Source organism: Pseudomonas marginalis, assembly GCF_900105325.1.
Classification (GTDB): domain Bacteria; phylum Pseudomonadota; class Gammaproteobacteria; order Pseudomonadales; family Pseudomonadaceae; genus Aquipseudomonas; species Aquipseudomonas marginalis.
Window position 1 is genome coordinate 436,942 of the sequence record NZ_FNSU01000004.1, and the last position, 17,299, is coordinate 454,240.

Below are 17,299 nucleotides of genomic sequence, written 5' to 3' on the forward strand. Positions count from 1 at the left end.
AGTTTTACTACAAATCGTCGGCCATTTCAGCCTTTCGAATGTATATACGAGTAGTAAAACTACACAAGACCGAGCGGATTGCTCGGTCTGGCTGGTGAGCATAATCGTTATTGTTGATCTTTTGCGAACAAGAAAAGGTAGAAGTTTAATGTTGCCTGCCAAAAATTACATATTTTCAGCTATTTATCACCTTTGTTCGACAGTCCTTCATCGAGCGCGGTGCTTGCCTTCACAGCAGCAAGCCATTTACACGCCGACCAAGGATAGACCATGAGCCTTCCAACGCTGGCCGAACTGCCGGCCATTCTGTTGCCAAAGGCCCAGCGGGCCGAGCAGTCATTTCGTGACGCCGTGGCCGCGCTGGACGACGATCATGGCCTTTCTTCGTGGACGCCGCAACGGTGGGCCGACTTCGCCCGGGTGTGCGCCGCCAGTGATTTCGTCATTGAACAGAGTGTTCGTGACCCTTTGATGTTGCTCGAGCTGGCGGCCTGGGGCGAGCTGGACCGCGGCTTTGCGCCGGGCGAGCTGTGCGGGCAGATTGCCGGTGCCGTGCAACAGGCCGAAACAGAAGATGAGCTGGGCCGCGTACTGCGTCGTCAGCGTACGCGCCAGCAAGTGCGCATCATCTGGCGCGACCTGACCCGTCAGGCCGACCTGGTGCAAACCTGTCGTGACCTCTCCGACATGGCCGACGCCAGCATCGACCAGGCCTACCAATGGCTGTACCAGCGCCACTGCGTGCAGTTCGGCACACCGACCGGGCGGCGCAGCGGCGAGCCGCAGCATATGGTCATCCTCGGCATGGGCAAGCTCGGTGCGGTGGAGCTGAACCTGTCGTCGGATATAGACCTGATCTTCGCCTACCCCGAGGGCGGCGAAACCGTGGGCGTGAAGCGCTCCCTGGATAACCAGGAGTTCTTTATTCGTCTTGGTCAAAAATTGATCAAGGCCCTCGACCCGATGACCGTCGACGGCTTTGTGTTCCGTGTCGACATGCGCCTGCGTCCCTACGGTTCGGCCGGCGCCCTGGTGCTCAGCTTCAACGCGCTGGAGCAGTACTACCAGGACCAGGGTCGCGACTGGGAACGCTATGCCATGATCAAGGCGCGCGTGGTCGCCGGTGACCAAATGGCCGGTGCGCAGCTGCTCGATATGCTGCGGCCGTTCGTGTACCGCCGTTACCTGGACTTTTCCGCCATCGAGGCGCTGCGCACCATGAAGCAGCTGATCCAGCAGGAAGTCCGACGCAAAGGCATGGCCGACAATATCAAGCTGGGCTCGGGCGGCATCCGCGAAGTGGAATTTATCGCCCAGGCGTTCCAGCTGATCCATGGCGGCCGCGACCTCAGCCTGCAGCAGCGGCCGCTGCTCAAGGTGCTCGGCACCCTGGAAGGCCAGGGCTACCTGCCGCCGGCGGTGATCGCCGAGTTGCGTAATGGCTATGAATTCCTGCGTTACACCGAACATGCGATCCAGGCGATTGCCGACCGCCAGACCCAAATGCTTCCGGACAGCCCTGAAGACCAGGCGCGCATTGCCTTTATGCTCGGGTTTGCCGACTGGGCGGCCTTTCATGAGCGCCTGATGCATTGGCGTGGCCGTGTGGACTGGCACTTCCGCCAGGTGATTGCGGATCCTGATGAAGAAGAAGGGGCGGAAAGCGAGTTGGTCGTGGGCGGAGAATGGCTGCCGCTGTGGGAAGAGTCCCAGGATGAAGAGGCCGCCTGCCGTCAATTGGCTGAAGGCGGCTTCACCGACGCCACCAAGGCCCTTAAAGCCTTGGCCAGCCTGCGCAACAGCCCGCAACTGCGGGCCATGCAGCGCCTGGGGCGTGAACGCCTGGATGCCTTTATCCCGCGCTTGCTGGCCCAGGCCGTCGAGCACGCCAACCCGGACCTGGTGCTGGAGCGTGTACTGCCGCTGGTGGAGGCCGTCGCCCGGCGTTCCGCCTATCTGGTGCTGCTGACGGAAAATCCCGACGCCCTGCGCCGCCTGCTGACCCTGTGCGCCGCCAGCCCGTGGATCGCCGAGCAGATCACGCGCTTCCCGCTGCTGCTGGATGAGTTGCTCAACGAAGGCCGTCTGTTCAAGCCACCGCTGGCGCCGGAACTTGCCGCCGAGTTGCGCGAGCGCCTTACGCGCATCCCCGAGGATGACCTGGAGCAGCAGATGGAAGCCCTGCGGCACTTCAAGCTGGCCCACCGCCTGCGCGTGGCCGCTTCGGAAATCGCCGGCAGCCTGCCGTTGATGAAAGTCAGCGACTACCTGACCTGGCTCGCCGAAGCCATCCTCGAACAAGTGCTGGCCCTGGCCTGGCGCCAGACGGTGGCCCGCCACGGCTCGCCGCAGCGTTTGGACGGCACCTTGTGCGATCCTGGGTTCATCATTGTCGGTTATGGGAAAGTCGGCGGCATCGAACTGGGGCATGGTTCGGACCTGGACCTGGTGTTTATCCACGATGGCGACCCGCAGGCCGAGACCGACGGCGCCAAGCCGATCGACGGCGCGCAGTTCTTCACGCGCCTGGGCCAGCGGATCATTCATCTACTGACCACCCAGACCAACTCCGGCCAGTTGTATGAAGTGGACATGCGCCTGCGCCCATCCGGCGCATCCGGGTTGCTGGTCAGTTCCCTCGGGGCGTTTGACCGCTATCAACAAAATGAAGCATGGACCTGGGAACATCAGGCCCTGATCCGCGCGCGGGTGCTGGTGGGCAGCCAGGATGTGGGCCAGGCATTCGAGCGGGTACGGGCTAAGGTGCTGGGGCGTGAGCGCGACTTGGCGAAGTTGCGCCAGGAGGTCAGCGAGATGCGCGCCAAGATGCGTGACAACCTGGGTACCAAGGCCACGGCGGCCGGCACCGGCGCCAATGCCTTCGACGCCACGGTGCTGTTCGACCTCAAGCAGGACGCCGGAGGTATCGTCGATATTGAATTTATGGTGCAATACGCGGCTTTGGCGTGGTCTGCGCAACATCCATCGTTGCTGCGCTATACCGACAATATCCGCATTCTGGAAGGCCTGGAGCAGGTGGGTTTGATGCCCGCCGCCGATGCCCATCTGCTGCGCGAGGTGTATAAGGCCTACCGTTCCGCCGCGCATCGCCAGGCCTTGCAGAACGAGGCCGGTACGGTACCCGGTGATCAGTTCGCTGACGAACGGCGCCAGGTGATGCGAATCTGGCAGGCGCTGGGGTTGGGTTGAAACACTATTAGGGCGGGGAGGCATAAGCCTCCCCGCATCGTTTGTGGAAACTACATGAATATTCTGATCGTTGGGCCCAGTTGGGTCGGTGACATGGTGATGGCGCAGACTCTGTTCCAGAGCCTGCGTATGCGCTACCCGGACTGCCAGATCGACGTGCTTGCCCCCGAGTGGAGCCGGCCGATCCTCGAGCGCATGCCCGAAGTGCGCAAGGCCTTGAGCTTTCCGCTCGGCCACGGTGCCCTGGAACTGGCGACCCGCCGCCGCATCGGCAAATCCCTGGCGGGCCAGTACGACCAGGCGATCCTGCTGCCCAACTCGCTGAAGTCGGCGCTGGTGCCGTATTTTGCCGGTATCCCCAAGCGCACCGGCTGGCGCGGCGAGTTTCGTTATGTGCTGCTTAATGATGTACGCACGCTGGACAAGGCGCGTTACCCGCTGATGATCGAACGCTTCATGGCCCTGGCCTATGCGCCGGGCGTCGAGTTGCCCAAGCCGTACCCGCGGCCCAGCCTGCAGATCGACCCGGTCACCCGCGATGCGGCACTCGCCAAGTTCGGCCTGGTCCTGGATCGTCCGGTGTTGGCCCTGTGCCCCGGTGCGGAGTTTGGCGAGTCCAAGCGCTGGCCGTCGGACCACTACGCCAAAGTCGCCGAGATGAAGATTCGCGAAGGCTGGCAGGTGTGGTTGTTCGGTTCGAAAAACGATCACTCGGTGGGTGAAGACATTCGCCAGCGCCTGATCCCGGGCCTGCGCGAAGAGGCCGTCAACCTCAGTGGCGACACGTCCCTGGCCGAGGCCATCGACTTGCTCTCCTGTGCGGACGCCGTGGTGTCCAACGACTCCGGCCTGATGCATGTGGCCGCTGCGCTGAACCGCCCGTTGGTGGCGGTGTACGGCTCCACCTCGCCGGGCTTTACCCCGCCGCTGGCCGACCAGGTCGAAGTGGTGCGCCTGGGGCTGGAGTGCAGCCCGTGCTTTGATCGCACCTGCCGCTTCGGCCATTACAACTGCCTGCGCCAATTGCTGCCGCAGCCGGTAACCGATGCCTTGCAGCGATTGCAGGGCGACGTGGTCGAGGTTCACTGAGTTGCGGGTACTGGTAATCAAGACATCATCCCTGGGCGACGTGATCCATGCCTTGCCGGCACTGACTGACGCGGCACGGGCGATCCCCGGCATTCGCTTCGACTGGGTGGTGGAAGAAGGCTTTGCTGAAATCCCCACCTGGCACCCGGCGGTGGACAAGGTGATCCCGGTGGCGATCCGCCGCTGGCGCAAGAACCTCTGGCAAACCTTCAAGAGCGGCGAGTGGCGGCGCTTCAAGCAGCAAGTCCAGTCGACCAAATACGACCTCGTGATCGATGCCCAGGGCCTGTTCAAAAGCGCCTGGCTGACCCGCTACGTGCGGGCTCCGGTGGCCGGATTCGACAAACACTCGGCCCGTGAGCCGATTGCGGCGCGCTTCTACTCGCGGCGCCTGGCCGTGGCCCGTGGGCAGCATGCGGTGGAGCGTTTGCGCCAACTGTTCGCCGTGGCCCTCGGCTATGACTTGCCCAAAGGCCTGGGCGACTACGGCCTCAGCACCGAAAAACTGCTCGGCCTGCCGCCGAAAAAGCCCTTCGTCCTGCTGCTGCACGGTACTACCTGGGACACCAAGCATTGGCCCGAGGCCTACTGGCGCGAGTTGGCTGAACGCATGGGCCGTCTGGGCGTGGACGTGAAGTTGCCCTGGGGCAACGCCGCCGAAAAGGCCCGTGCGGAGCGCCTGGCCCAAGGCCTGAACAACGCCGAAGTGCTGCCCAAGCTGAACCTGGCCGGCGTGGCCCGGGTATTGGCCGGCGCCCGCGCCTGTGTGGCGGTGGACACCGGGCTGGGGCATTTGGCGGCGGCGCTGGATGTGCCGACCATTTCCCTGTTCGGCCCCACCAACCCCGGCCTGACCGGCGCCTACGGCAAGGGCCAGATTCACCTGGCCAGCGACTTTGCCTGTGCGCCGTGCCTGCAAAAACAATGTACCTATCAACCGACGGCCGACGACCTGCGTCGGTTCGACATCAAGCGCGAGTCGCCCCTGTGTTTCACGCGCTTGAACCCTGAGCGTGTGGCAACCCGGCTGAGCACGTTGTTACTGGCTGAGGAGCTGCACTGATGCAACTGGCTTTTGTTCTGTACAAATATTTCCCCTTCGGCGGCCTGCAGCGCGACTTCATGCGCATCGCCCTGGAGTGCCAGCGGCGCGGCCATCAGATTCGTGTCTACACGCTGATCTGGGAGGGCGACATTCCGCTCGGCTTCGAAGTGCTGGTGGCGCCGGTCAAGGCGTTCTTCAACCATCGGCGCAACGAGAAGCTCAGCGCCTGGATGGAGGCCGACCTGGCCAAGCGCCCGGTGGACCGCCTGATCGGCTTCAACAAGATGCCCGGCCTGGACGTGTACTACGCCGCCGACGGCTGCTTCGAAGACAAGGCACAAAACCTGCGCCATTCGCTGTACCGCAGTTTTGGCCGCTATCGCCACTTTGCCGAGTACGAGCGCGCGGTGTTTGCCAAGGACGCCAAGACCGAAGTCTTGATGATTTCCGAAGTGCAGCAGCCGCTGTTCATCAAGCATTACGATACGCCGCTGGAGCGCTTCCACCTGCTGCCACCGGGCATTGCCCAGGACCGCCGCGCGCCGCCGAATGCGGCCGAGATTCGTGAGGGGTTCCGCAAGGAGTTCAGCCTGGGCGATGACGACCTGCTGCTGGTGCAAATCGGTTCCGGCTTCAAGACCAAGGGCGTCGATCGCAGCCTGAAAGCGCTGGCCGCATTGCCGGCTGAGCTGAAAAAACGCACGCGCCTGTTTGTAATCGGCCAGGACGACCCCAAGGTATTCCAACTGCAAAGCGCCACCCTCGGGCTGGGCGATAACGTGCAGTTCCTCAAGGGGCGCAGCGATATTCCGCGCTTCCTGCTGGGCGCCGACCTGTTGATCCACCCGGCGTACAACGAAAACACCGGCACCGTGTTGCTCGAAGCCCTGGTGGCCGGGTTGCCGGTGCTGGTCTCGGCCGTGTGTGGTTATGCCCATTACATCGCCGAAGCCGACAGCGGCCTGGTGCTGGACGAGCCGTTTGAACAGGCTCAGTTGAACCGGTACCTGGCGCAGATGTTGACCGATTCTGCACAGCGCGCGGCCTGGGGCCGCAATGGGTTGGCCTTCGCCGAGACGGCCGACCTCTACAGCATGCCGCAGCACGCTGCGGATGTGATTCTGGCGGAGCCAAAACGATGAAGTTGATTCTTGCCGAACCGTTCAAGACGTTATGGGCCGGGCGTGATGCCTTCGCCGAAGTCGAGAAACTGCAAGGCCAGGTATTCCGTGAACTGGCGGCGCGTCGCACGCTGCGCACCGAGGTGGATGGCCGCCCGTATTTCGTCAAAATCCACCGCGGCATCGGCTGGGCGGAAATCTTCAAGAACCTGATCACCGCCAAGCTGCCGGTGCTCGGCGCAGGTCTGGAATGGGATGCCATTCACCGCTTGCAGGCGATCGGCGTACCGACCATGACCGGCGTGGCCTTCGGCGAAAAGGGCAGCAACCCGGCGGACCAGCACTCGTTCATCATCACCGAAGAGCTGGCGCCGACCATCAGCCTTGAAGACCTGACCGTCAACTGGGTCGCCGAACCGCCCACACCTGCACTGCGCCATGCGCTCACGGCCGAACTGGCGCGCATGGTCGGCGACATGCACCGGGGCGGCGTGAATCACCGCGACTGCTACCTGTGCCACTTCCTGCTGGACACGTCCAAGCCGATCGACCCACGCAACATCAAGCTCTCGGTGATCGACCTGCACCGGGCGCAAATGCGCGCCCATCTGCCGCTGCGCTGGCGCGACAAGGACCTCTCCGCGCTGTATTACTCGGCGTTGGACATCGGCCTGACCCGGCGCGATAAATTGCGTTTCCTCAAGGGCTACTTCCGCCAGCCGTTGCGCCAGGTCCTGGCCGAGCAGTCGGCGTCCCTGGGCCTGATGCAGCGCAAGGCCGACAAGCTCTACGCGCGCAAGCTACGTTATGGGGATGCGATCTGATGGCGGGTTGGAACCTGGAGCCTGCCTACGCCGCCCTGGCGGATGATTTTGGAAGCCTCGAAGCGGTGTTTGCCCTGCAAGGCGAGCGGCTGACCCGCGACCCGCTGTCGGAAGTGATCCGGGTGGAGCGTGGTGGGGTCAACTACTACGTCAAACGCTACACCGGCGCCGGCAAGGGCCTGCGGCGCTACCTGGGCAAGCCGCGGGTCAAGTCCGAATGGCAGAACCTCAAGCGCTTCGCCAAGTGGGGCATTCCCACCGCCGATGTGGTCGCCTGGGGCCTGGAGCGCAGCGGCCTGGCCTATGATCGTGGCGCAATGATCACCCGCGAGTTGCCGAGGACCGAAGACCTCTCGGTCCTGGCCGAACGTAAGGATGCGCGCCTGCGCGACCCCAAGTGGGTCAGCGCGGTCAGTCGCCAGCTCGCCGAATACACGCGCACCATGCACGATCATCGCTTTACCCATAACGACTTGAAGTGGCGCAACCTGCTGATCGACGACCAGGCCACCCTGTACCTGATCGATTGCCCCAACGGTGATTTCTGGCGCGGTTTCTGGCTCAAGTACCGCATCACCAAGGACCTGGCCTGCCTGGACAAGGTGGCCAAGTATCACTTGTCGGCCACTCAGCGCCTGCGCTTCTACATGCAGTACCGTGGGTGTCGGCACCTGAGTGAGTCGGACAAACGGCGGATTCGCCACGTAGTGAAGTTTTTCGAGGGACGTGAATGAGTGATTTCCTGGCGGCTGAAGATCGCGCCCTGCTGGAGCGCCACGGCCTCGCGACATTCGACGCCCTGTGGGCCCGGCAACTGGACGCGGTGGACGAGCCGAACACCAGCCGTGGCGGCTGGAGCAGCGTATTTCGCCTGGAACTCGACGGCCACGGCTATTACCTCAAGCGCCAGAGCAACTACCTCACGCGCAGCTTGCACCGGCCTTTGGGCGAGCCCAGTTTCTCCCGCGAGTTCCGCAATATCAGCCGTTACCGCAAGCTCGGGATCCCGGCGCTGCAGGCGGCGTTCTACGGCGAGCGCAAAGTCGCCGGTGAGCACCGCGCGATGCTGCTGACCCGTGCCCTGGACGGCTGGAATGACCTGGATTCATTGCTGGAGCAATGGGCGCAACTCAGCGATGCCCAGCACTGCGCGATCCTGCTGGCCTGCGGTCAACTGGCGCGCCGCCTGCACAGCGTCGGCCAGGTGCATGGCTGTTTCTACCCCAAGCATATTTTCCTGCAGGCCACCGGTGACGGCTACGCCGCGCAGTTGATCGACCTGGAGAAAACCCGCCCGCTGCTGTTCGGCTGGCGTGACCGGGTCAAGGACCTGGAGCCGTTGTTGCGCCGGGCACCGCAGTGGTCGGACGCACAGGTGCGTCAATTGCTGGCGGCTTACCTCGATCAGCCCGAGGGCAGCGCGCTCGTCACCACCTGGCTGCAACGCCTGACGAAGCGGCGTAGCCACAAGGAGAACCGCTGATGCGTTTGTCCGAGTTGAAGAACGCCGGCCGCAGGCCGAGCCTGCCCCTCACTGTCGACCTGGCGGATGCCGCCGGCCCGGGGCAACTGCAACTGCTGAGCCTGTTGCGGGTATTGCCGGGTGAGCGTTACGTGGGCGCGGCGGTATGGCGCGGGCGTCCGGTGCTGGCCAAATTATTAGTGGGCAGCAAGGCCGCACGGCATTTCCAGCGTGAACTCAGCGGCGTACGCCTGCTGGCCGAGCAAGGCCTGACCACCCCGCTGTTGCTCGCCGATGGCTTGCAGGACGGCGAGGGCGGCTGGCTGCTGTTCGAGTTTATCGAAGGTGCCGAGAGCCTGGCCGATGCCTGGCACGCCGTTGAAGCGCTACCGCCACTGGCCGAGGAGCAAACCGCCGTGCTGGCCGAGGCCCTGGGTGCGATCGGCCAGATGCATGCCAAGGGCCTGTGGCAGGAAGACCTGCACCTGGACAACCTGCTGCGCCAGGACGGCAAGCTGTACTTGATCGATGGCGCCGGCATTCGTGTGGAGGAGGCGGGCAAGCCACTGTCGCGCAACCGCGTGCTGGAAAACCTCGGGGTGTTTTTCGCCCAGTTGCCGAAAAACCTCGAGCCGTTTACCGAAGAACTGCTGGTGTACTACCTGCTGAGCAACGGCGAGCACGCCTTGCCCCTGCAAGCCCTGGAAAAACAGGTGCGCAAGGTCAGCGCCTGGCGCCTGAAGGACTTGTTGAACAAGGTGGGCCGCGACTGCACGCTGTTCAGTGTGGTGCGTGGCGCCTTTGCCTTGCGTGCGATCCGTCGCGAGGAAGAACCGGCGATGCTGCCGGTGCTGGAGCAGGCGGATGCGTTGCTCGACCAGGGCCACCTGTACAAGACCGGTGGTGCGGCCAGCGTGGCCAAGGTCGACGTAGCCGGCCGGCCCTTGGTGATCAAGCGCTACAACATCAAGGGCGTTGCCCATTGGCTCAAGCGCTTCTGGCGCCCGAGCCGCGCTTGGCATTCCTGGCGCGAAGGCAATCGCCTGGCCTTCCTCGGCATCGCCACGCCCAAGCCGCTGGCCGTCCTGGAAAAGCGTTTTTTCTGGCTGCGCAGCCGCGCTTACCTGGTCACCGAATACCTGCCGGGCCCGGACATCATCGAGCGGTTCGCGCCCTATATCGAACACGGTGACGCGCCGGAAAACGAACTGTTGGCGCTGGACCAGTTGTTCGCCGAGCTGATTCGCGAGCGCATCAGCCATGGCGACTTCAAGGGCCATAACCTGTTCTGGGATAAGGATCGCTGGTCGCTGATCGACCTCGACGCGATGTGCCAACACAGCTCTGCCGCCAGCTTCGCCCCGGCGTATGCCAGGGACCGTGCGCGGTTTATGCGGAACTGGCCTGAGAGTAGTGCGTTGTATCAGCTGATTGATCAGCGTTTGCCGAAGCAACCGACCTGACCGTTCCCGCGCAGGGTGACCGATCAAGAGCTGTTGCCTGAGCAACAGTTATCAGACAGTTGTTGGCCCAGAACGACAGCCCGCCTTAACCCGCAAACGTTATCCCCTTGATTTGATGTAATAAAAAACCTGGCACGGGCTCTGCAATGCCTCTTGGTGAACCCTTTCACCCGTCGCAGCGGAGCCCTGTATGCCTTCCAGCCTTTCCTCGCTTTCCCGTTTGATCTGCCTTGGCGCCGTGCTGTTGCTGGGCCATGTCGTCAGTGTCCAGGCCGCCGAGGGCGATGAGGCCGTGCCGTCCCTGGCCGGCAAGCGCATTGCCGTGAGCATGACCGGCACCAGTCACTATTTCGATATCAAGGCGTTCCAGGCTCAGGTCGATGAGATCAAGCGCCTGGGCGGCACGCCGATCACCCTCGATGCCGGGCGTAATGACAAGAACTTGGTGACCCAGCTGCAAACCGTGGTCACCCAGAAACCCGACGCCGTGATCCAGACCCTGGGCACCCTCAGCGTGATCGATCCCTGGCTCAAGCGCATCAGCAAGGCTGGCATCCCGCTGTTCACCATCGATGCACCGTCCCAGTACAGCCTCAACAACACCACCTCCGACAACGTCGCCACCGGCAAGGCGTTGGCCGATCAATTGATCAAGGACGCCGGCGGCAAAGGCAAGATCCTGGTGTTCAACGGTTTCTACGGCGTGCCGGTGTGTGCGATCCGTTATGACCAGTTGAAGCTGGCGCTCAAGGATTACCCCCAGCTGGAAATCATCCAGCCGGAGCTTCGCGACGTGATCCCCAACACCGTGCAGGATGCTTATTCCCAAGTCTCGGCGCTGCTCAACAAGTACCCGGCGGGCAGCGTCTCGGCGATCTGGTCGGCGTGGGACATTCCGCAGTTGGGCGCGAGCAAGGCGCTGATCGATGCCAGGCGCACCGAGATCAAGACTTACGGCGTCGACGGTACGCCGGAAGTGCTGGCGCTGCTCGGCCAGGCAAATTCGCCGGTGGGGGCGGTGGTGGCGCAGCAACCGGCGTTGATCGGCAAGACCGCTGTGCAGAACGTGGCGCGCTACCTTGCAGGGCAACGAGACCTGCCCAAGGAAACCCATGTGGCCACGCTGCTGACCACCGCGGCCAACCTGGACCAGGTTCAGCAACTGCGGGGTGACTGATGCCGGCATTGCACCTGCAACACTTGCATAAACGCTTTGGCGCCACCCTGGCGCTGGATGACGCAAGCCTTAAAGTCGAACGCGGCAGCATCCACGGCCTGGTGGGGGAGAACGGTGCGGGCAAGTCGACCTTGATCAAGATCCTGGCCGGCATCCACAAGGCGGACGCGGGGCAGGTGAGTATCGATGGCCAGTCGTACGCCGCCTTGTCACCGCGTCAGGTGGATGCGCTGGGCGTGCAGTTCATCCATCAGGAGCGTCTGTTGCCCGCCAGTTTTACCGTGGGCGAGGCGCTGTTTTTCGGGCATGAATTGCGGCGCGGGCCCTTTGTGGATCGACGTCGGCAGCAACGTGAAGCCGAGCGCTTGCTGGCGGAATATTTTGATCTGCAATTGCCCGCAGGTGCGCTGGTGAGCGAGCTGAACAGCGCCGAACGCCAGGTGCTGCAAATCACCCGGGCGTTGATTCGCCAGCCGAAGATCCTGGTGTTCGACGAGCCCAGCGTGGCGTTGGTCAAGCGCGAGGTCGACCAGTTGCTGCGCATCGTCAAGCGCCTGCGCGACCAGGGTTTATCCATCCTGTACATCTCCCATTACCTGCAGGAAATCGACAGTCTGTGCGATGAAGTCACGGTGCTGCGCAATGGTCGGGACGTGGCGGTGGTGCAGCCCCGGCATACGTCCAGCGCCGAGATTGCGCGGCTGATGGTCAATCGCGAGGTGCAGGAGATGTACCCCAAGGCCAAGGTTGCACTGGGAGCGCCGCTGTTGCAGGTACGCGGGTTGAGCCTGGCGCGGCGCTATCGGCAGATCGATCTGGACGTGCGGCGCGGAGAAATCGTCGGCCTGACCGGGCTGGTCGGCTCGGGAGCCAAGGAGTTGTTCAAGACACTTTTTGGTGTCGAGCGCGCCGACAGCGGCAGTGTGCATCTGGACGGGCGTTTGCTGCGCCTGCGTTCGCCGGCCCAGGCGATTGCCGAGGGCATTGCGCTGGTGCCGGAAGAGCGGCGCAGCCAGGGGATTTCGCCAGTGCTTTCGGTGCTGGAAAACCTGACGCTGGCGGGGCTCGGGCGGTTCAGCCGCTGGGGCTTGTTGAGCCGCCGCAAGGAGCAGGCGGAAAGCCTGCGGCTGATCGACGAATTGGCGATCAAGGCGCCTGGGCCCCAAGTGGCGGTCAGCCAGCTCAGTGGTGGCAACCAGCAGAAGGTCGCCCTGGGGAAATGGCTGAGCCGCCGCTCGGCGGTGTACCTGTTGGATGAGCCCTGTGTGGGCGTGGATGTGGGTGCCAAGGTGGAGATATATCGCTTGATCGGACGCTTGGTGGAAGAGGGCGCGGCGGTGCTGGTGTTGTCGTCGGATTTGCCGGAGTTGTTGGGGATCAGTGACCGAATCCTGGTGCTGCATCGGGGTGAGATCGCCGGTGAATTCCGTGCCGGGGAGGCGGACAGCGATCAGTTGCTGGCCTGTGCGACGGGAGCCGTGGCTGCTGCGGCTTTAAGCGCTCGAGAGGTGGAACATGCTTGAAGCGGCGACGCCTGGGTTATCGCAGCGATTGTGGGTGCTGGTGCTGCGCCGTGGGTCGGTGGGGGTTTTTGTGGCGATCCTGATGGGGTTTGCCGTGGCTGCGCCGAATTTTCTGTCGGTGGGTAATCTGGCCAATGTGTTCAGCCAGTCGGCGATCCTCGGCGTGCTGGCCTTCGGGCTCACCTGCGTGATTATCGGCGGCGGTTCGAACGTGGTGGCTGGAGGACTGGACCTGTCGCTGGCGGCCAACCTGGGCTTGTGCGCGGCGGTATTCAGCCGCCTCAATAATGCCGGCCTGGATCTCGGGTTGACGTTGCTGCTGACCCTGGGCTGCGGTTTGGCGGTCGGCTTGCTGAATGGGCTGGCCGTGGTGGTGCTGCGTTTGCCGCCGTTGCTGGCGACCCTGGCGAGCATGAATGTACTGGCCGGGCTGGAGTTGGTGCTGACGGAGAACACGGTGGTCTCCACGGACTCGCCGCTGTTGGACCTGCTCAGTGGCGGCGCCTGGTTGGGCGTACCGGCCCTGGCCTGGGTACTGCTGGTGACGGCGGGCGTGCTGACGCTGCTGATTCAGCACTCGGCCTATGGGCTGCGCCTGCATGCGGTGGGCGAATACCCCCAGGCGGCCGAAGCGGCGGGCATTGGAGTGCCCGTCTACGTGTTGTCGAGCTATCTGCTGTCCGGTCTATGTGCCGCGGTGGCTGCGCTGTGTTCGGCGGCATTCTTCAGCGGCAGCACCACCGGCTCCGGCGACATGCTGCTGTCGGTGGTGGCGATCGCCTTTCTCGGTGTGGTGTTTTCCCGCCGGTTGGTGGCGAGCATTCCGGGGACTTTGCTGGCAGCGCTGTTGATCGGTTTTCTGATCAATGGCTTTCAACTGCTTAACCTCTCCAGCTTCTGGGTCAATGGTGTGCAGGGCGTGTTGATCCTGCTGGTCGTCGCAGCCTCCAGTGCAGTGAACCAAGGGGCTACGGCATGAACGCACGCGCAGTATTGCCGCTGACATTGCCACTGGTGTTCACCCTGATTGTCGTGGTGTTTGCGCTGCAAGCGCCGGGCTTCCTCAGTGCTGGCAACCTGCAAAGCCTGGTGCTGAACAACTTCGTGCTGCTGGCGATTGTCGCCATCGGCATGACCTACGCGGTGGCGGCCGGTGGTATCGACCTGTCGGTGGGTACGGCGCTGGACTTCGCCAGTTTCAGCTTTGTGGTGCTGCTCAATGGCGGCCATGGCTGGGCGGTGGCGGCCACGGGCGCGCTGGCGGCGGCGCTGCTGGTGGGGCTGGTCAATGCCGGCCTGATTGCCGGGCTGCGCATCAGTCCGTTCCTGGCCACCCTTGGCACGTTGTTTATCGGCACCAGCGCCCAGCAACTGCTCTCGGACGGCGGCCAGCCGATCTATATCAGCCAAGGCTTGAAGCCTGAACTCATGGGGCTGACACCGCTGCTGGTGGTAGTGGGGCTGGCGCTGTTCTACGGCCTGGCCCTGGCGCGCGGACGCCTGGGCCGTGAGTTGCTGGCCCAGGGCACCCAGCCGCTGCTGGCGTATTACTCGGGGTTATCGGTGCGGCGCATCGTCACCATCGTGGCCCTGGCAACCTCCCTGGCCTGTGGGGTGGCCGGCGTGTTGCTCAGCTCGACAGTCAGCGCCTATGTGCCGCTGTCCGGTAACGCGTTTTTGCTCAATGCGATTGGCGCGGTGTTTATCGGCACCACCTTGAGTCGACAGGGACGGGCGAATGTTCCGGGGACCCTGCTGGGCGTGTTGTTTATCAACGTGATCGCCAACGGGCTGCTGCTGATCGGCTGGAATTTCTACTGGCAGCAGGTGGCGACCGGGGTGCTGATCTTTATCGTGCTGAGCTTCAGTTTCGCCAGTCGGCGGATGCTGGAGCGCGTCTAGTGTTGCACCCCAAAGCTGGACTCCATCCGACGCTTGGGGGCATGAGCAAACTCCCCTTAGGGCATAAACAATTTCAGGCGACCGCATTCCGGTGGTGAGCGGGCTTGTCCCGCGTCGGGTGCGAAGCGCCCCCTGATGAAGACGAATGCGGGGTATCAGGTACTCCTCTGCGCCCGGTTTTGGGGCTGCTGCGCAGCCCGACGCGGGACAAGCCCGCTCGCCTCAGGGGTTCCGGTTTGCTGCGCGACAGCGCGGGGCCTCCCACATTGAAGGTGTGGTGCGTTCAGAATTGATACTCGGCACCCGCCCCGGCATACCAGGAGCGCCCAGGCGCAGCTTCGTAGTAGCGGCCATTGCCGTCGCCGACGATCACCGAACCGACGTACTGGCGGTCCAGCAGGTTATCCAGGCGCAGGGTCTGATGGAAGGTCCAGTGTTCGACCTTCTGCTCGAACCGTGCGCGCCAGTTGAACACGCTGTAGCCCGGCGCGGCGTGTTGGCTGTTGGTGTCTTCGACGTAGACCTTGCTGCGGTACAGGCCTTCGACAGCGGTACTGACCCAGTCCCGGGGTTTCCAGTTCAGCTCGGCGAACAGCGTGGTTTGCGGCACTCCGGGGAGGTAGTTGCCTTTGTCGACGGCAGTTGTGCCGCTGGTGAAGTCGCTGTCATAGGTGGCTTGCAGGCGCGTGTAGGCGAGGTTGGTGCTCCAGTGTTCGGCGAGTTGGCTTTCGATGCCCAGTTCGAAGCCGCGACGCAGGGTGCGGCCGGCGTTTTGGTAAGTGGTGCGCCCTCCGCTGGATTGCTGCACTACCAGTTCGTCCTCGGTGGTGATCTGAAAGAGGGCCGCATTCACGCGGGTGTCCTGGCCAATGCGAGCTTTCAGGCCAACTTCATACTGTTGGCTGACCGATGGCTTGAGCGCAAAGTTGAAGCCGTTCGCCGTGCTGGAATACGCGGACTCGGCCTGGGTTGGGGTTTCGAAACCTTTGCCCGCGCTTACATAACCGTGCAAGTCAGGTGTGAAGGCGTACATGACGCTGATCGACGGCGTGTTCTTCTGGTAGGTCTTGCTGCCGCTGTCGTTGCCGTCGCTGAGGAAGTGATCGTCTACGTCCATTTCCATGGTGCTGTGGCGCAGGCCGGCTTGCAGGGTCCAGTCACCCAGCAGCCAGTTGGCTTGCACGAACGGGTCGAGGCTGGTGGCGGTATCGATTTCATCGCGGCCCAAGGCCCCTTTGACACCATGCACCCCATTGACGGTGTTGGAATAACCTTGGCGATCATCCTGGCTGCGGTCGTAGTCGAGGCCGGTGATCAGGGTCAGCTCGCCGGGTGCGCTGGTGATAGGTTGCAACCAATGGAGGGAGCCGCCATAGAACTTGCGGTCGAAAGCTACCACACCGCCGCGAGCGTTAGCCGGATTGGCGGCGCCACTGCCGAACCTGTCCGGGATCGACAGATACTGAACCACACTACGCCGCCCGGTATACCCGTTCACCTGCAGCGTCGCATCGCCGAAGTACCGTTCATAATTCATGCCCAATTGCTGATGATCGATACTTTTGCGCGTGTTGTACGTCAGCGCATTGCTGCTCACCGAACGCGGGTCGGCCTTGTAGGCGTCCCAGGTTTGCCCCAGTGGATCCTGGGTACCATTCTGTTCCAGGCTGCTGTAGATCAGCGCCAGCTTGCTGTCGTCATCCGGTTGGACATTGAGCTTGGCGAAGGTCTGGTCGCGACGGGCGCTGCTGTGGTCGCGGTAGCCGTTGGTATCCATGCGCGAGGCGTCGAGTACAAAGCCTGCGCCGTTCGCCGCGCCTTCGGCGCTCAGGTGGTTCTTGTTCAGGCCGTCGCTGCCCACCAGGGTTTCGGCGCCGATGCGTGGCGGGCCTTCGCCATCGCGGGAAAACATCTGGATCACGCCGCCGGCATTGCTGCCATACAGGGTGGCGGCCGGGCCGCGCAGCACTTCGATACGCTCGGCGGTGTCGAGGTTGAACGTGGCGGCCTGGCCCTGGCCGTCCGGGGTGCTGGCGGGGATGCCGTCGGCGATCAGCTTGATGCCGCGCACACCGAAGGCCGAGCGGGCGCCGAAGCCACGGGAGGAAATCTGCAGGTCCTGGGCATAGTTCTGGCGGTTCTGCACCACCAGGCCGGGCACGCGGGCCAGGGCTTCGGAGGCGTTGATGCCCAATTGGCCGTCGCTGATCTGCTCGCGACTGATGCCGCCCACCGAGTAGGGCAGGTCGAAGGTCGGGCTGGCGCTGCGCGAGCCGGTGACGACGCTGGGGTCGAGGATCAGCGCGGGGTCATCAGCCTGGGCGACGCCGCACAGGGCGAGCAGGCCGGGCAGCAACAGGTTGAAGCGAGCGAGAGGGGTCATGAGTCAGCCGGAATCCGTGGCGCTTAGGGTGTAAACGCGCAAAAAGGCGCGAGTTTAGTGACTGGGAAGATTTTTATCATTCAGGAATTCGGCTACGCGA

At 63.3% G+C, this 17,299-nt stretch carries 13 protein-coding genes; 12 read left to right on the top strand and 1 reads right to left on the bottom strand.

Annotated elements, in window-relative coordinates:
• The first annotated feature begins 270 nt into the window (after positions 1–270).
• The 12 genes from glnE to BLW22_RS32615 all read left to right on the top strand — a co-directional run bounded on the left by glnE (position 271) and on the right by BLW22_RS32615 (position 14,816).
• The gene (gene glnE / locus BLW22_RS32560) at positions 271–3,210 is read left to right on the top strand and encodes a bifunctional [glutamate--ammonia ligase]-adenylyl-L-tyrosine phosphorylase/[glutamate--ammonia-ligase] adenylyltransferase (RefSeq protein ID WP_065925671.1); all 2,940 of its coding nucleotides are present in this window, start codon (positions 271–273) and stop codon (positions 3,208–3,210) included.
• Between the two features lie 54 nt (positions 3,211–3,264).
• A complete protein-coding gene (gene waaF, locus BLW22_RS32565) occupies positions 3,265–4,299 on the top strand; it encodes a lipopolysaccharide heptosyltransferase II (RefSeq protein ID WP_065946630.1) in 1,035 nt (344 codons plus the stop codon).
• Position 4,300: 1 nt separating this feature from the next.
• Complete coding sequence (gene waaC, locus BLW22_RS32570; protein WP_027604955.1) at positions 4,301–5,362, top strand: lipopolysaccharide heptosyltransferase I; 1,062 nt, start codon at positions 4,301–4,303, stop codon at positions 5,360–5,362.
• A complete protein-coding gene (locus tag BLW22_RS32575) occupies positions 5,362–6,486 on the top strand; it encodes a glycosyltransferase family 4 protein (protein WP_074848534.1) in 1,125 nt (374 codons plus the stop codon). Before waaC ends, BLW22_RS32575 begins: the two co-directional genes overlap by 1 nt.
• A complete protein-coding gene (rfaP, locus tag BLW22_RS32580; RefSeq protein ID WP_074848536.1) occupies positions 6,483–7,289 on the top strand; it encodes a lipopolysaccharide core heptose(I) kinase RfaP in 807 nt (268 codons plus the stop codon). Before BLW22_RS32575 ends, rfaP begins: the two co-directional genes overlap by 4 nt.
• The gene (locus BLW22_RS32585) at positions 7,289–8,023 is read left to right on the top strand and encodes a lipopolysaccharide kinase InaA family protein (RefSeq protein ID WP_065925667.1); all 735 of its coding nucleotides are present in this window, start codon (positions 7,289–7,291) and stop codon (positions 8,021–8,023) included. The genes rfaP and BLW22_RS32585 overlap by 1 nt, the downstream gene beginning before the upstream one ends.
• Complete coding sequence (locus BLW22_RS32590; RefSeq protein ID WP_065925666.1) at positions 8,020–8,772, top strand: lipopolysaccharide kinase InaA family protein; 753 nt, start codon at positions 8,020–8,022, stop codon at positions 8,770–8,772. The genes BLW22_RS32585 and BLW22_RS32590 overlap by 4 nt, the downstream gene beginning before the upstream one ends.
• Positions 8,772–10,214, top strand: a complete 1,443-nt coding sequence (locus BLW22_RS32595; RefSeq protein WP_074848538.1) for a lipopolysaccharide kinase InaA family protein — start codon at positions 8,772–8,774, stop codon at positions 10,212–10,214. The genes BLW22_RS32590 and BLW22_RS32595 overlap by 1 nt, the downstream gene beginning before the upstream one ends.
• Positions 10,215–10,404: 190 nt before the next feature.
• On the top strand, positions 10,405–11,391 hold the full coding sequence (locus BLW22_RS32600; protein WP_074848540.1) for a sugar ABC transporter substrate-binding protein: 987 nt from the start codon (positions 10,405–10,407) through the stop codon (positions 11,389–11,391).
• Entirely contained in the window at positions 11,391–12,914 is a 1,524-nt protein-coding gene (locus tag BLW22_RS32605; protein ID WP_074848542.1) for a sugar ABC transporter ATP-binding protein, read from the top strand. Before BLW22_RS32600 ends, BLW22_RS32605 begins: the two co-directional genes overlap by 1 nt.
• Positions 12,907–13,893, top strand: a complete 987-nt coding sequence (locus BLW22_RS32610; protein ID WP_074848544.1) for an ABC transporter permease — start codon at positions 12,907–12,909, stop codon at positions 13,891–13,893. Before BLW22_RS32605 ends, BLW22_RS32610 begins: the two co-directional genes overlap by 8 nt.
• Positions 13,890–14,816, top strand: a complete 927-nt coding sequence (locus BLW22_RS32615; protein ID WP_074848546.1) for an ABC transporter permease — start codon at positions 13,890–13,892, stop codon at positions 14,814–14,816. The genes BLW22_RS32610 and BLW22_RS32615 overlap by 4 nt, the downstream gene beginning before the upstream one ends.
• A 283-nt stretch (positions 14,817–15,099) precedes the next feature.
• On the opposite strand, the gene BLW22_RS32620 is transcribed toward BLW22_RS32615, so the two are convergent.
• Positions 15,100–17,199, bottom strand: a complete 2,100-nt coding sequence (locus BLW22_RS32620) for a TonB-dependent receptor family protein (RefSeq protein WP_074848548.1) — start codon at positions 17,197–17,199, stop codon at positions 15,100–15,102.
• Positions 17,200–17,299: the final 100 nt, after the last annotated feature.

Bases quoted from the DNA above. Each gene is read 5' to 3' on its own strand.
- waaF (WP_065946630.1), top strand. From the start codon at position 3,265: ATGAATATTCTGATCGTTGGGCCCAGTTGGGTCGGTGACATGGTGATG.
- BLW22_RS32600 (WP_074848540.1), top strand. From the start codon at position 10,405: ATGCCTTCCAGCCTTTCCTCGCTTTCCCGTTTGATCTGCCTTGGCGCC.
- BLW22_RS32595 (WP_074848538.1), top strand. From the start codon at position 8,772: ATGCGTTTGTCCGAGTTGAAGAACGCCGGCCGCAGGCCGAGCCTGCCC.
- BLW22_RS32620 (WP_074848548.1), bottom strand. From the start codon at position 17,199: ATGACCCCTCTCGCTCGCTTCAACCTGTTGCTGCCCGGCCTGCTCGCC.
- BLW22_RS32575 (WP_074848534.1), top strand. From the start codon at position 5,362: ATGCAACTGGCTTTTGTTCTGTACAAATATTTCCCCTTCGGCGGCCTG.
- rfaP (WP_074848536.1), top strand. From the start codon at position 6,483: ATGAAGTTGATTCTTGCCGAACCGTTCAAGACGTTATGGGCCGGGCGT.
- BLW22_RS32615 (WP_074848546.1), top strand. From the start codon at position 13,890: ATGAACGCACGCGCAGTATTGCCGCTGACATTGCCACTGGTGTTCACC.
- BLW22_RS32605 (WP_074848542.1), top strand. From the start codon at position 11,391: ATGCCGGCATTGCACCTGCAACACTTGCATAAACGCTTTGGCGCCACC.
- glnE (WP_065925671.1), top strand. From the start codon at position 271: ATGAGCCTTCCAACGCTGGCCGAACTGCCGGCCATTCTGTTGCCAAAG.
- BLW22_RS32590 (WP_065925666.1), top strand. From the start codon at position 8,020: ATGAGTGATTTCCTGGCGGCTGAAGATCGCGCCCTGCTGGAGCGCCAC.
- BLW22_RS32610 (WP_074848544.1), top strand. From the start codon at position 12,907: ATGCTTGAAGCGGCGACGCCTGGGTTATCGCAGCGATTGTGGGTGCTG.
- BLW22_RS32585 (WP_065925667.1), top strand. From the start codon at position 7,289: ATGGCGGGTTGGAACCTGGAGCCTGCCTACGCCGCCCTGGCGGATGAT.